Annotated in this window: 13 protein-coding genes and 1 tRNA gene; 7 read left to right on the top strand and 7 right to left on the bottom strand. The window is 54.2% G+C overall.

Annotated elements, in window-relative coordinates; translation table 11 throughout:
- Positions 1-16: 16 nt before the first annotated feature.
- Together DDA898_RS05080 and trmB are read right to left on the bottom strand one after the other, a co-directional pair.
- Entirely contained in the window at positions 17-361 is a 345-nt protein-coding gene (locus DDA898_RS05080) for a YggL family protein (protein WP_013316707.1), read from the bottom strand.
- Positions 361-1080, bottom strand: coding sequence for a tRNA (guanosine(46)-N7)-methyltransferase TrmB (gene trmB, locus DDA898_RS05075; protein WP_038910436.1), 720 nt, complete (start codon positions 1078-1080; stop codon positions 361-363). Before trmB ends, DDA898_RS05080 begins: the two co-directional genes overlap by 1 nt.
- Before the next feature lie 158 nt (positions 1081-1238).
- On the opposite strand from trmB, the gene mutY reads away from it, so the two are divergent.
- From mutY to ansP, 4 genes are all read left to right on the top strand, one after another.
- Positions 1239-2330, top strand: coding sequence for an A/G-specific adenine glycosylase (gene mutY, locus DDA898_RS05070; RefSeq protein ID WP_038912448.1), 1092 nt, complete (start codon positions 1239-1241; stop codon positions 2328-2330).
- On the top strand, positions 2327-2599 hold the full coding sequence (locus tag DDA898_RS05065; protein WP_013316704.1) for an oxidative damage protection protein: 273 nt from the start codon (positions 2327-2329) through the stop codon (positions 2597-2599). Before mutY ends, DDA898_RS05065 begins: the two co-directional genes overlap by 4 nt.
- A 54-nt stretch (positions 2600-2653) precedes the next feature.
- Positions 2654-3736 carry a membrane-bound lytic murein transglycosylase MltC gene (gene mltC, locus DDA898_RS05060; RefSeq protein WP_038910435.1) on the top strand — a complete coding sequence of 361 codons (1083 nt, stop codon included), beginning with the start codon at positions 2654-2656 and terminating at the stop codon, positions 3734-3736.
- A 411-nt stretch (positions 3737-4147) separates the two neighbouring features.
- The gene (ansP, locus tag DDA898_RS05055) at positions 4148-5605 is read left to right on the top strand and encodes an L-asparagine permease (RefSeq protein ID WP_038910434.1); all 1458 of its coding nucleotides are present in this window, start codon (positions 4148-4150) and stop codon (positions 5603-5605) included.
- A 68-nt stretch (positions 5606-5673) separates the two neighbouring features.
- Here ansP and DDA898_RS05050 read toward each other — a convergent pair whose 3' ends face one another.
- The gene (locus DDA898_RS05050; RefSeq protein WP_038910433.1) at positions 5674-7827 is read right to left on the bottom strand and encodes an ornithine decarboxylase; all 2154 of its coding nucleotides are present in this window, start codon (positions 7825-7827) and stop codon (positions 5674-5676) included.
- Positions 7828-8491: 664 nt separating this feature from the next.
- On the opposite strand from DDA898_RS05050, the gene DDA898_RS05045 reads away from it, so the two are divergent.
- Positions 8492-8567: transfer RNA gene (locus DDA898_RS05045), tRNA-Phe, on the top strand.
- 74 nt (positions 8568-8641) lie between these two features.
- On the opposite strand, the gene DDA898_RS05040 is transcribed toward DDA898_RS05045, so the two are convergent.
- The 4 genes from DDA898_RS05040 to DDA898_RS05025 all read right to left on the bottom strand — a co-directional run bounded on the left by DDA898_RS05040 (position 8642) and on the right by DDA898_RS05025 (position 12303).
- On the bottom strand, positions 8642-9784 hold the full coding sequence (locus tag DDA898_RS05040; protein WP_038910431.1) for a Fic family protein: 1143 nt from the start codon (positions 9782-9784) through the stop codon (positions 8642-8644).
- A 480-nt stretch (positions 9785-10264) separates the two neighbouring features.
- Positions 10265-10966, bottom strand: coding sequence for a helix-turn-helix transcriptional regulator (locus DDA898_RS05035; RefSeq protein ID WP_038910430.1), 702 nt, complete (start codon positions 10964-10966; stop codon positions 10265-10267).
- Positions 10967-10968: 2 nt separating this feature from the next.
- On the bottom strand, positions 10969-11901 hold the full coding sequence (locus tag DDA898_RS05030; RefSeq protein WP_038910429.1) for an NAD(P)-dependent alcohol dehydrogenase: 933 nt from the start codon (positions 11899-11901) through the stop codon (positions 10969-10971).
- A 24-nt stretch (positions 11902-11925) separates the two neighbouring features.
- The gene (locus tag DDA898_RS05025) at positions 11926-12303 is read right to left on the bottom strand and encodes a nuclear transport factor 2 family protein (protein ID WP_038910428.1); all 378 of its coding nucleotides are present in this window, start codon (positions 12301-12303) and stop codon (positions 11926-11928) included.
- A 49-nt stretch (positions 12304-12352) separates the two neighbouring features.
- Between DDA898_RS05025 and DDA898_RS23340 the strand changes: the two genes are divergently transcribed.
- Entirely contained in the window at positions 12353-12511 is a 159-nt protein-coding gene (locus DDA898_RS23340) for a hypothetical protein (protein ID WP_159077857.1), read from the top strand.
- Positions 12512-12625: 114 nt separating this feature from the next.
- Positions 12626-13699 carry a linear amide C-N hydrolase gene (locus tag DDA898_RS05020; RefSeq protein WP_038910427.1) on the top strand — a complete coding sequence of 358 codons (1074 nt, stop codon included), beginning with the start codon at positions 12626-12628 and terminating at the stop codon, positions 13697-13699.
- The last annotated feature ends 222 nt before the right edge of the window (positions 13700-13921 follow it).

Raw genomic sequence — 13921 nt, 5'->3', positions numbered from 1 at the left:
CGAAAAACGCGCGGGTTTAACCGAGGTTGGCGGGCAGATCCCACCAGATGTCAAACAGATCGCTGACCGTTACGTCCGTCATCTGGTTCGCGTCCAGCCATTTGCGTACCAGTTCGCGATGTTCATCGGTGCAATTACCCAGTTTCTGCATGCACACCAACCCTTCCCACTGCAGATAACCGCTGCCTTCGAACGCCAGCCCATTCGGCTCGATCACTTCATCGACAAACAGATCCAGCAAGCGATCGATCGCTTCCACACTGGTTTCCTGCGGGAAACGCCAGCTTACCGAGAAGCCGAATTCCTGAAATTCATCGATGTGCAGCTTTTTACGTAAACGACGACTCCGATTCTTAGCCATTATTGATTCCTCTCAAACATCAGATCCCAGACACCATGCCCCAGCCGCTGGCCGCGGGCCTCAAATTTGGTCAATGGCCGCGACGCCGGGCGCGGCACATAATCATTATGGTCCGACAGGTTGCGATAACCTGCGAGCGAACTCATCACTTCGAGCATATGTTGCGCATAAGGTTCCCAGTCGGTGGCCATATGAAACACACCGCCGATCGCCAGCTTGCTGCGCACCAGTTCGGCAAAAGGCGCCTGAACGATACGGCGTTTATTATGGCGCGCCTTGTGCCACGGATCGGGGAAAAACAGCTGCACCATGGCAAGCGAACCATCGGGGATCATGTGTTCCAGCACTTCCACCGCGTCATGGCACATCACCCGCAGGTTGTCGACGCCCGCCTCTTGCGCCGCGCCCAGACAAGCCCCCACGCCGGGCACATGCACTTCTATACCGATAAAATTCTGTTCCGGGTGCTGCTGCGCCATCGTCACCAAAGACGCCCCCATCCCAAAACCGATCTCCAGCACCACCGGCGCATCGCGTCCGAATAGCCGGGCGAAATCCAGCGCCTCATTCTGATACTCCACGCCCTTCACCGGCCAAAAATCATCCAGCGCCTGTTGCTGTCCTTTGGTCAGGCGGCCCTGGCGGCGCACAAAACTGCGGATTCTGCGCAGCGGGCGTCCGTTTTCATCAAATTCCGGAGAGATGACGTTATTGATCATAATGCTTTCTGTAAGTCTGATTGGGTTGGGAAAACGCGCATTATCCAAGGATACGGTTGTTTAGCAAGTAGCCGGAGGCGGAAAGTTCCGGTTTACAGTACATTCACTCTGTGCTGCAATCGCTGTCAAATTTTTACCAGCCGGATGACGACGCCTTTATGATGCAAGCGCAACAGTTCGCGCAACAGGTACTGGAGTGGTACGAGCGCTACGGCCGTAAAACCCTGCCCTGGCAACTTGAAAAAACGCCCTATAAAGTCTGGCTGTCGGAAGTAATGCTACAACAGACCCAGGTGACCACCGTCATTCCCTATTTTGAACGGTTTATGGCGCGTTTTCCCACGGTGGCCGAACTGGCGGCGGCGCCGCTGGATGAGGTGCTGCATCTGTGGACCGGGCTTGGTTATTACGCCCGCGCCCGCAATCTGCACAAAGCGGCGCAGACCATCGTCGACCGCCACGGCGGCGAGTTTCCGACTCGTTTTGACGACATCGCCGACCTGCCCGGCGTAGGCCGTTCCACCGCCGGCGCCATTCTTTCGCTGTCGCTCGGTCAGCACTACCCGATTCTGGACGGCAACGTCAAACGCGTGCTGGCGCGCTGCTACGCCGTGGCGGGCTGGCCGGGGAAAAAAGAGGTCGAGAAACGGCTATGGACGCTGAGCGAAACCGTCACGCCCGAGCACGGCGTCGAAAAGTTCAATCAGGCGATGATGGATCTGGGCGCGATGGTCTGCACCCGCAGCCGCCCGAAATGCGAACTGTGCCCGCTCAGTAACGACTGCATCGCTTACGCTAATCATAGCTGGGCCGAGTATCCCGGCAAGAAACCCAAACAGACGCTGCCGGAAAAAACCGCCTGGTTCTTATTGATACAAAACGGACAAACCGTCTGGCTGGAACAGCGCCCGGCGGTCGGCCTGTGGGGCGGCCTGTATTGCTTCCCGCAGTTCCCCAATCCGGATGACCTGACGCAATGGCTCGACCAACGCGGCATTCGGCGGCAGGCGCTGCGTCAGGGCATTGCTTTTCGTCATACCTTTAGCCACTTCCACCTGGACATCGTGCCGATGTGGCTGGAACTTTCCGACCAAGGTTCCTGCATGGATGAAGGTACCGGTCTCTGGTATAACTTAGCGCAGCCGCCGTCCGTAGGGCTCGCCGCCCCGGTAGAACGGCTGTTACGCCAGTTGGCGCAGCCGCAATCGGTCTTCGCCGACGCCTGCGCACATAATGAGGAACAAGCATGAGCAGAACCATTTTCTGTACCTTTTTACAACGCGACGCCGAAGGGCTCGACTTCCAGCTCTACCCCGGCGAGCTGGGCAAACGCATCTATAACGAAATATCAAAAGAAGCCTGGTCACAGTGGCAGACCAAGCAGACCATGCTGATCAATGAGAAAAAGCTCAACATGATGAATGTAGAGCACCGTAAGCTGCTGGAGCAGGAGATGGTGCAGTTCCTGTTCGAAGGCAAGGACGTGCATATCGACGGTTACACCCCGCCGCAACATTAAATGACAGGGGCCGGCAGGCCCTGACGCGTCCTTGATACCGTACGGCTTGATACGATGAAGAAACTGTTTGCTTTGCTGCTTGTTGCCCCGTTGTTGATTTCCTGCTCCAGCAAAAAAGGAGGCGAGAACAACGAGGCTTTTATCAAAGACACCAACGCCTTCGACATTTTGATGGGGCAATTCGCCAACAACATCGAAAACATTTGGGGATTGAACGAGGTTCTGATCGCCGGCCCCAAAGACTACGTCAAATACTCCGACCAATATATGACGCGTAGTCACGTCAACTTCGACGCCGGTACCATCACCATCGAAACCATTTCTTCTACTAATTATGAGGCCAGCCTGCGTCAGGCGATCATCACCACCTTGCTGATGGGCGATAACGCCAGCAACACCGACCTCTATTCCGACGCCAACGATATCCAGATCAGCCGCGAACCGTTGCTGTACGGTCAGGTGCTGGATAACACCGGCCAGCCGATTCGCTGGGAAGGCCGCGCCGGCAACTTCGCCGATTATCTGATCCAGAATAAGCTGCAGCGCCGCACCGCCGGCATGCGCGTGATCTGGTCGGTCACGATTCAACTGGTGCCGGACCACCTGGATCAACGCGCGCACAAATACCTGCCGATGGTGCGTCAGGCCTCCGAACGCTACGGTATCGACGCCTCGCTGATCCTGGCCATCATGCAGACCGAATCCAGTTTCAACCCCTACGCAGTCAGCCGTTCCGACGCGCTGGGGTTGATGCAGGTGGTGCAGCACAGCGCCGGCCGCGACGTGTTCAAAATGAAGGGCAAATGGGGACAGCCGAGCCGTAGCTACCTGTTTGACCCGGAGAACAACATCGACACCGGTACCGCTTATCTGTCGATGCTGAAAAATGTCTACCTGTCGGGCATTCAGGACCCAACGTCGCAGCGCTACGCCGTCATCACCGCCTATAACGGCGGCGCAGGCAGTGTGCTTAGAGTCTTCTCCAGCGATAAGGACACAGCGTTCGGCCGCATCAATAACATGTCGCCCGGAGAGGTCTACCAGACCCTGACGACGCGCCATCCGTCCGCTGAATCACGGCATTATCTGTACAAGGTCAACACCGCGCAGAAAAACTATCGCGGTTACAGCCGCTGACTGCGCGTCCTCCCCGAACAAGCGGTGTTCCTGTTCACCACAGGAACACCGCCATCACATTAGCAATGATTAATAAATAACCAAAGCAAACGATTGGTTACAGTCATAAGCAAACACTATCTTAAAAGCCATTTCATAGACTAAAAAACCGAAAAATTGAAATTAAACAGATTAATGAATTAGTAAAAATAAAAAAATGAGCACACAAACAAAATAAACCCTCCATGTTAGCGCAGGGAATTTTTGCCTCTCAGGTCAGGAAACGGTAGCATCGCTGACGTTTTTGGCCCGATACCAGCAGGGAACCCGGCACGGTACGGCCAGAAAAACACAATCCTCTCGATGAGCCAGGCTGTGACACAACAGCCAATTTCATTCTCCTGAATGACAGACAAGGGAATCAAACGGGCAATGAATCAACATAAAAACGAAACCGAACACCACGCCAAACGACGCTGGCTCGACTCACATGAAGCGGGTTACCACAAAAGCATGGGTAACCGCCAGGTGCAGATGATCGCCATCGGCGGTTCGATCGGCACCGGTTTATTTCTGGGCGCAGGCGCACGGCTGCAGATGGCCGGCCCGGCGCTGGCGCTGGTTTATCTGGTGTGCGGCATCTTCTCTTTCTTCATTCTGCGGGCGCTGGGCGAATTGATCGTACACCGCCCGTCCAGCGGCAGCTTTGTTTCCTACGCCCGCGAATTTCTGGGCGAAAAAGCCTCTTATGTCGCCGGCTGGATGTACTTTCTCAACTGGGCGATGACCGGCATCGTCGATATCACCGCGGTCGCGCTCTACATACACTACTGGGGCACCTTTGCCGAGGTTCCCCAATGGATGTTCGCGCTCGGCGCGCTGGCGATTGTCACCACCATGAACATGATTGGCGTGAAATGGTTCGCCGAGATGGAGTTCTGGTTCGCGCTGATCAAAGTCGCCGCGATTTCCCTGTTCCTGGTAGTTGGCACCATTTTCCTCGGCACCGGCAAAACGCTGGACGGCAACGTGCCGGGGCTGCACCTGATTACCGATAACGGCGGGCTGTTCCCGCACGGCCTGCTACCGGCGCTGGTTCTGGTGCAAGGGGTTATCTTCGCGTTCGCCGGGGTGGAGCTGATCGGCACCGCCGCCGGCGAGTGTAAAGACCCGGAAAAAACGCTGCCCAAAGCGGTCAACAGCGTTATCTGGCGTATCGGTCTGTTCTACGTTGGCTCGGTCATCCTGCTGGTGTGCCTGCTGCCGTGGAATGCCTATCAGGCCGGACAAAGTCCGTTCGTTACCTTCTTCAGCAAGCTGGGCGTGCCTTATATCGGCACCATCATGAATATCGTGGTGCTGTCGGCGGCGCTTTCCAGCCTCAACTCCGGGTTGTACTCCACCGGCCGTATCCTGCGTTCGCTGTCTCAGGGCGGTTCCGCGCCGAAATTCCTCGGCAATATGAGCGCGCAGTCGGTGCCTTACGCCGGCATTCTGGTCACCGTCTGCATCCACATTATTGGGGTGTTCCTGAATTACATCGTGCCGTCGCAGGTGTTTGAAATCGTCCTGAACGTGGCCTCGCTCGGCATTATCAGCTCCTGGGCGTTCATCATCATTTGCCAGATGAAGCTGCGTCAGGCCATTCATCAGGGCAAAGCCAGCCCGGTGGCCTTCCGTATGCCGCTGGCGCCGTTCTCCTCCTGGCTAACGCTGGCGTTTCTGTTCAGCGTGCTGGTGCTGATGGCGCTGGATTACCCGAACGGCACCTGGACTATCGCCACCATCCCGGTGCTGGCGATCATGCTGATTGCCGGCTGGTATGGGCTGCGTAAACAGAAAGAAGAAGTCAACCGGCTGAAAGCAGAACACGAAAAAACGGCAGCCTGAAGACTGGAAAACGATAAAAAAACCGGGGTTTCCCCCGGTTTTCTCTTTAGTGGATACGGAACAGCCAGTTAGCGAGCAATCACATTCGCGCACAGGCGTTTGCTGCCGTCTTCCTGCGCCACGCTGTAGACGCCCTGTAGCTCCGGCGCAAAGCCCGGCATCAGGTTGATGCCCGCTTCCAGCGCCTGGAAGTAACGCAGCACTGCACCGCCCCAGACTTCCCCCGGCACCACGCACAGCACGCCCGGCGGGTAAGGCAACGCCCCTTCCGCCGCGATGCGCCCTTGCGCTTCGGCCAGCGGCACCAGGTCTACCTCGCCGCGGATATACGCGGTGTGAGCATCCTGCGGTAACACCACCGCCTGCGGGAAAGAGGCTTTGCGGAACATCTCTTTTTGCAGCCGCTTCACATCGTGACTGACGTAAAAATCGTGCATCTCCTGACACAGGCGGCGCAGGGTATAGCCGGCATAGCGCTGCTCATATTTGTGATACAGGTTCGGCAACACTTCGCTTAACGGCGCGTCCTGCTCGATCAGTTGCTCGAACTGCACCAGCGCAGCCGTCAGACGCTCCATCTTCACGCTGTCTTCCGCCGGGGTCAGCAGGAACAGAATCGAGTTAAGATCGCATTTTTCCGGAATGATGCCGTGTTCGCGCAGGTAGTTGGCAAGAATGGTCGCCGGAATACCAAACTCGGTATACGCGCCGGTCACCGCGTCAATCCCCGGCGTCGTCAGCAGCAGTTTGCACGGGTCGACAAAATACTGTTGCTGCGCATAGCCTTCAAAGGCGTGCCAGTTGTCGCTCGGCTCGAAGTTGAAGAAGCGCACATCCTGCGCCATCACCTCGGTGTCGTGGTCCTGCCAGCGCAGGCCGCCTACCGTCGGCGGCACAAACGGCTTGATCAGCGAGCAGCGCTCCAGCAGTTGCTTACGCGCTTCGATCCCCAGCCTGACGCACTCCATCCACAGCCGGCGACCGCTCGGCCCCTCATGCATTTTGGCGTTGACGTCCAGCGCGGCGAATAGCGGATAAAACGGGCTGGTGGACGCGTGCAGCATGAACGCATTATTGAGGCGCTTGTGCGGGCAGAAGCGCTTCTGCCCGCGAATATGGTTGTCTTTCTTGTGAATTTGCGAGGTTTGCGAGAAACCGGCTTGCTGCTTATGCACCGACTGGGTGACGAAAATTCCCGGATCGTTCTCGTTCAGATCCAGCAACAGCGGCGAGCACTGCTCCATCATCGGGATGAACTGCTCGTACCCCACCCAGGCGGAGTCGAACAGGATGTAGTCGCACAGGTGACCGATGCTGTCCACCACCTGCCGGGCGTTATAGATAGTGCCGTCATAGGTGCCGAGCTGAATCACCGCCAGACGGAACGGACGGGCTTCGTCAGCGCGATCCGGCGCGACTTCACGCACCAGCTCACGCAGGTAACCGTCGTTAAAACAGTGCGCATCCACCCCGCCGATAAAACCGAACGGGTTACGGGCGGTTTCCAGATAAACCGGCGTCGCACCGGCCTGAATCAACGCGCCATGATGATTGGATTTGTGGTTATTGCGGTCGAACAACACCAGATCGCCGCGCGTCAGCAAGGCGTTGGTCACCACTTTGTTGGCTGCCGAGGTGCCGTTCAGCACGAAATAGGTTTTGTCCGCGTTGAACACGGTGGCCGCGAACTTCTGCGCCTTTTTGGCCGCGCCTTCATGAATCAGCAAATCGCCCAGCTTCACATCCGCGTTGCAGATATCGGACCGGAACAGGTTTTCGCCGTAGAAATCGAAAAACTGGCGCCCCGCCGGATGCTTGCGAAAAAACGCCCCGCCCTGATGACCCGGGCAAGCAAAGGTGGTGTTGCGCATGCCGACATACTTGGACAGCGTGTCAAAGAATGGCGGCAACAACCGGGCCTGATACTCCGCCGCCGTCTTTTCCAGCAGAAGCGCGTGCTCGCCGGTTTTATCCAGACACAGCCATTCGCTGTTCGGCGGCAGCGTTTCCTGGCCGCTATGCCAAGACTCCCGCACGACGAATGCCGGAATACCGAAGCCGGAATGATGCATCACCGACAGGATGCCGCTGCGCGCCTCCTCCACCGATACCACGACGGCCGCGATGTCGGTAAAGTCGGTTTGACTGAGCGCCACAACCGGACGCAGGGTGATTAGACGGGAGGCAACCGCCGCATTAGCCGCAATTTTTAACTGTTTCATGTAACCAAACCCAAACGGTTAAGAATGAGTGTACGTGTCGAAAAGACACCTCGCAGGGATAACGCCACGGTTTAAGCGTAACGCACCCGATCAACTACTGCCCAAAACGACGAACAGCATGCCAGCCAACCGCGACAAACGTATGACCCGCACCAGCAGCGCAGGCAAACATCACATCATTGGGACCAGCACCGTCCGATAGACATCAGTAAAATCAGAGACCAGCTCTATTTTTAATCATGCCTAACAGGGAGCGTCAGCACGCCTCACCGCATGGTGGCGAGGGATAATCGGGAAAACAGGGACGGGGTTAACGCAGTGCGTTCAGGATGCGGCGACAGCAGCAGAGATCCGGCGCACGGTGTCTGTACCATGAGCATTGAATCCGACATATCCGCAACCCTCTAATAACCGCAGGTGAAAGGTAAGTTAAAAACCGCGCAATAGTGGCATTATTTTTCGCCGAATTCAAGAAAACGAATGTGACAGTATTTATCATCGCAATGCCGCGCGCCGTCTGGCCTGCCGCGTCATTGCGGGAGCGCGCCGGCACGCCGGAAACCCACGGCCAATGGGGGTGACTGACTGAAAATAGACCAACCGCAGCGATTATGACAGAAACTCGTTGACGCTCCCCACGATATACGGTTTAATGCGCCCCGTTGCCCGGATAGCTCAGTCGGTAGAGCAGGGGATTGAAAATCCCCGTGTCCTTGGTTCGATTCCGAGTCCGGGCACCATTTATTTAAAGAACCCGCTCACAAGGCGGGTTTTTGCTTTTCTGTCCATAGAACGACAAATGAGTAAGAACACATCACAAATCAGGAATAAACCCTTCTTCACGCAGGGCCTTAATCACACCACGAATCAAATATGAGTTAGAAAACTTCGCCGTATAGGAACGGGCTCCCTCTTCCACTGGCTGGAGCAGTCCCCGGTCGATCAACTTGCCAAGTTGATAAGTCACCTGCGCCGGTTTTAGGTCAGGTAAGGCGGCGCGGAGATCACCCGCTTTTATCGTCCCTAGCTCGACAACGCGTTTCAGTACCTTAGATTCCAACGGGTTTATTAACCCTCTTTCAGATGAAAAGTCGATCGCCGGATACAGTATTTTCGTACTCAAAAAAGCATGGTTTGTCAGTTGATCGACTTTCTTCAACTCAGATGAAATTCCCGAAAGTACATATAAACACCATTCTTCTAAGCCCTGCTCAGTTCCTTTATCCGCTAACGATAGCATGGCGTAATAACGCTCACGATCGTTACAGAATACCGCTGTCGGATTAAGAACCCGGCCACCTGCCTGCACATTAAAACCATACTTGATCAATAACGCATAGGTCAGCAGTCTGACCGTTCTGCCATTACCGTTGCCAAATGGGTGTATCCAGCCAAAACGGTGATGCACCAGCGCAATCTTCATCAGATCATATTTTGGTTTATCAGCACGGTTAATAAGGGCGGTCAGTTCTGACATATAGTCAGGAACGTGGATATGATCCGGCGGTAAATGGTCAGACTGAGCGATGCTGACGTTATGTTGTCGATAGGCACCGGGCGTTTTATCGCCTTCCTGTTGCAACCCGACAACCGCCAGACTATGTAGCTCGCGGATAAAATATTCCGTTATCTCATCACCATTATTTAGATGCTCGTCGATGAATTCCATCGCGGCTTCAATATTGTTGATTTCTTTGAGCTGATCCGTCGAACTCTGTGTTCCTTCGACTTTGCTTTCCACATAGTCGGCAAGCGTGGTGTGGTTTCCCTCAATCCTCGCAGAGCCCAGACTCTCCAGCATGTGGAAAACGGCTTTCAACTGCGCAAACAGGATAGGGTGAACATCCGTTTCCAGCCTCAGATGCCGGAGTAACTCCAGTTCCGTCAGCGCATCGACCAAAGGGGAGTCAAAACTGGGGTTCAGGAGCGAGAGTTCAAAGTGATTAAATTGAGCCATGATATGTAGTTATCTCAAACCTAGCATGACGACATCTCAAAATGATAGCAAAAATACCAATATAATCCATCAATTATAGGTCACACCATTTTTTATTATCTCAAAAATCACAAATCCAACATATCAAATCTACGTTTAAAAGATATTCAATACAGAGAGCTGTCGACTGTTGCCTGCATAGGAGATGGAACGACGTTTTTAGCGCCGTTAACCTCTAAAACAACGATTCATCGTGACAACCATCAAAAAAACAAAGCGATTTTTTATGGGGGCTTTCATGGGGGCGCTGTTTACGATAAATATCAACAAAATAGATAATTAACAGCAAGTTAATCGTGAGTATGATCCCGAGTCCGCACCACTTAATTTAAAGAACCCGCCCACAAGGTGTGGTTTTTGCTTTTCTAGCCAACGACTTGCTAGTTTTCTCTTGGCTACCTCTCGCTACCCAACCTCCCAGTGATACAAAACTGACGCAGCCTAGCGCCCTGTTTGATGCTTACACCTTAACGCTTCCTGCGTACGCCATTCCTTAACAAGCCGTCGACGGCTGCGTGAATAACGGTCGTTCAGATACTCGACGTGGGTGATACGGTCGGCGCGAAAGAGGCGGAAGTCTTCACGCAGTTCACACCAGCCGGCAATGAAGCGCCGGGATTCAACAAAACCGAGGACGATTGGCCACACGATGCGCTCTGACGCCACGCCGAGCTGATCCATGTATGTGATGCGCATCTTGCGTTGTTCGCGCATGGCCTGCCGCACCCGCGCCAGATCAAGGCTTGAGGCCATTTCCCTTTGGCGGCCGACATAGAGCGCGTCATCGTCCAGGACTCGTCTCATCTCGGGATGAAGCACCCCGCCGATTTTGGCGAGTGCGTTCTGCGCGGCGAGCGCCAGAGCGTCGTCAGTCTGGCGGCTGACCCACTGGGCGCCGGCTGCCAGCGCTTGTAGCTCTTCCTCGGTGAAAGACAGCGGCGGCAGAAGGAAGCCTGGTCGCAATAGATAGCCCACGCCAGGAGCGCCATCGATATCGGCTCCCATCGCTTGCAGCGTAGCGATATCACGGCGAATGGTGCGCAACGATACGCCAGTCTCGCGTGCAAGCGCTTCGCCGGACACCGTTCCACGGTGCCGGCGAAGCGCCTGTATCAGATCGAATAACCGATGACTGCGCGACACGCTTAATCCATCACGACCAGCCCCTTGCCGCCGAGCCTGTGGCCCGCTTCAAGGATGGTGATAAACGGGATTGCTTCGCTCAATGGCACGATTTTGGCAACCGGAAGTCGCAGATTTCCCGCCTCCGCGGCGTGAGCGAGGCTATCGAGTATTTCGGACCGAGGCGTGCAGACAATCGGCTTCAGCCGTCGGTTGAAGATGGATAGCATGAACTTGCCCGGCGTCGGGTTAACATCAAGAAAAATCCCCTTGTTATGCAACAAGCCAAGACCCTCTACGGTCGTCATCACGGCAGCCGCGTCGTAGACCACATCAAAACGTTCGCTGAGCGTCGACAGATCGGTTTTTCGATAATCAAACACCGTTCGGACACCGCGCGCCCTGGCTCTCTCCATGTCCGCCTCGCTGCAACATCCGGAGACGTTCGCTCCAAGCATCAGCGCAATCTGCACGGCCGCGTCCCCCACCGCACCGGCACAGCCGTTAATGAATACCTGCATGCCGGTGGCGATCTTTGCCCTGTCTACCAGGCCATTCCAGGCCGTAACACCGGGAGTACCAAGGCAAGCCGCATCCTGATAAGACAGGTTGTCAGGCTTCTTTGCCATGAACGCCTCGTTGGTTATGACAGCCTGGCCCAGCGCGCCGCTCTCCCGGAGACGGGCAAGGCCGAACACGGCGTCACCGGGTTTAAAACGCGTCACGTCTGGGCCAACCGCCATCACCGTCCCGGAAAAATCGCTCCCCATGGCGCGCGGGAAGGCTCTCCCCGTAACCATCTTGAGATAGCCGTTACGAACCTTCCAGTCGATTGGGTTGATGGCGGCAAACCTGACCTGCACCGCCACTTCGCCTTTTCCCGGTACCGCCAGTTCAAAGTCTTCGAGCCGCATCCGCTCCGGCCCGCCGTACTTATCGTATTGAATACGCCTCATAAGCCTGATGCCTTTCCAGTGGGGTCAGTGAGGTTGAACCGATGCCATGTAAGCGGCGAACGGCGTAGCGTCGTAGATCACCTCGGTGGAGGCGAGCTTACCGTCCCTGACCTTGATCAGTTCCGCCACGACCGAGTGCGGAACCGGATGCGTTTCGGCGTCGTAGACCACGACAGCCTGCTCGTCATCGCCATAGACGGCGAGGACGGTCAAGTTCGTAATCATCCGGGCGAAGCCTTCCTGAAAAGCCTGGAAGCGCTCAATACCGGTGATTTGCCCGATGGGTGATGTGCAGACGACATTCCCGGCGGAGATCGAAATAATTGTTTCGACATCTTTTTTCGCCATCGCTGCAACGTAAGTACGCGCAATGTCCAGGGCCTTGTTGCTCATTGTAGTCATGATAGTTTTCCTTGGTTGTGATAAAGCAAACCCAGTCTAGAGCAACGTAGTGACAGATCCTGTCACCATGGTTAGAGGAATTGCCGCCGCCATGCGCAACGTAGAAGAAGCTATTGGATTTATCTATAACGGACGAAAACCATTGCCTAAAAATAATAAAAACATAGCCATAAATAAAAATTTAAATACTATTAAATCGAAAATATAAGAACAGAAAATTAATCCACTAAAAATAATCAATAATAAAAAACCCCAAAAACACCTATGCAATATCAGATGCCACCTATAATTAATTGACATTGCAAACTCGGAAGGAAAAAACATGAAGATAAATAATAAGCGCGTTAATCCCATTGCTTGCATGATATCGCTGGGTGCTTTAATACTTAGCTCATCCGTAACGCTTGCCTGTACACGGCTGGTCTATCTGGGCGACGATAATGAAACCATCACAGCTCGCTCGATGGACTGGAAAAAAGATGTGGGAACAAATTTATGGGTATTCCCACGCGAATTACATCGTTCTGGCGAAGGGGGGCAACACACGCTGAAGTGGGTTTCTAAATATGGCAGCGTCATCGCAGCGGCTTATGATATTTCGACAACGGATGGCATAAATGAGAAAGGGCTAGCCGCTAATTTGCTGTGGTTGGTAGAATCAGAATATCCAACCGCTGCACCCACCGCTGAAAAACCGGGGCTGAGCGTTGCAGCCTGGGCGCAATATGTGCTGGATAACTTTGCCACCGTCGATGAGGCGGTTCAGTCGCTAAAGCAGGATAAGTTTACGTTGGTCACCGCCAATGTTCCTGGCGAAGAGCGACTGGCAAAATTGCACCTGTCTTTGTCTGATTCGTCAGGCGACAGCGCAATTATTGAATATATCAATGGTAAACCCGTCATTCACCATAAGCGGGAATATCAGGTGATGACCAATTCACCGGTTTTCGATCAACAGTTAGCGCTTAATGCTTACTGGGAACAGATAGGCGGAAACGTCATGTTGCCAGGCACTAACCGGGCAGCGGATCGCTTTGTACGCGCCTCATTTTACGTGAACCATATTCCTAAAAATGAAGGTCATGATAAAGCATTAGCCAGTGCCTTCAGTGTAATACGGAATGTCTCCGTTCCTTACGGTTATGCCCTGTCGGCTGAACCGAATATCGCCTCAACCCGGTGGCGTAGCGTGATTGATCATAAATCCATGCAATATTTCTTTGAGTCGGCCATGTCTCCTAATATCTTTTGGGTCGACCTGAAAAAGGTGGATTTCTCTCCGCGCGATGGGAGCGCCATGAAACTGGATCTGGGGCCGAATCAAAGTAAGATTTACTCTGGGCAGGTTTCAGATCAATTTAAAAAAGCGACGCCATTCGATTTCGCTGGGATATAATCTAAAAACGCCAGACTGTCTCTTCACTATAGAAGTAATAGTCTGGCATCAATATATTAATAGCATTAGCCATTGCCTTCAGTGTAGTACGGAATGTCTGCGTTCCTTACGGCTAAAACGGACGAATAACGATAAACCATCCCGCGCGTCAATCAGGTATTACATCAACCAATACAACCGCCAGGCTGCTTTATTTTTTCCACGTTCCCCTCACTTTCAAAA

It is taken from the genome of Dickeya dadantii NCPPB 898, from assembly GCF_000406145.1.
Lineage (GTDB): Bacteria > Pseudomonadota > Gammaproteobacteria > Enterobacterales > Enterobacteriaceae > Dickeya > Dickeya dadantii.
Note: the sequence above shows the minus strand (reverse complement) of the source record. Positions and strands in the feature narration are given on the sequence as shown.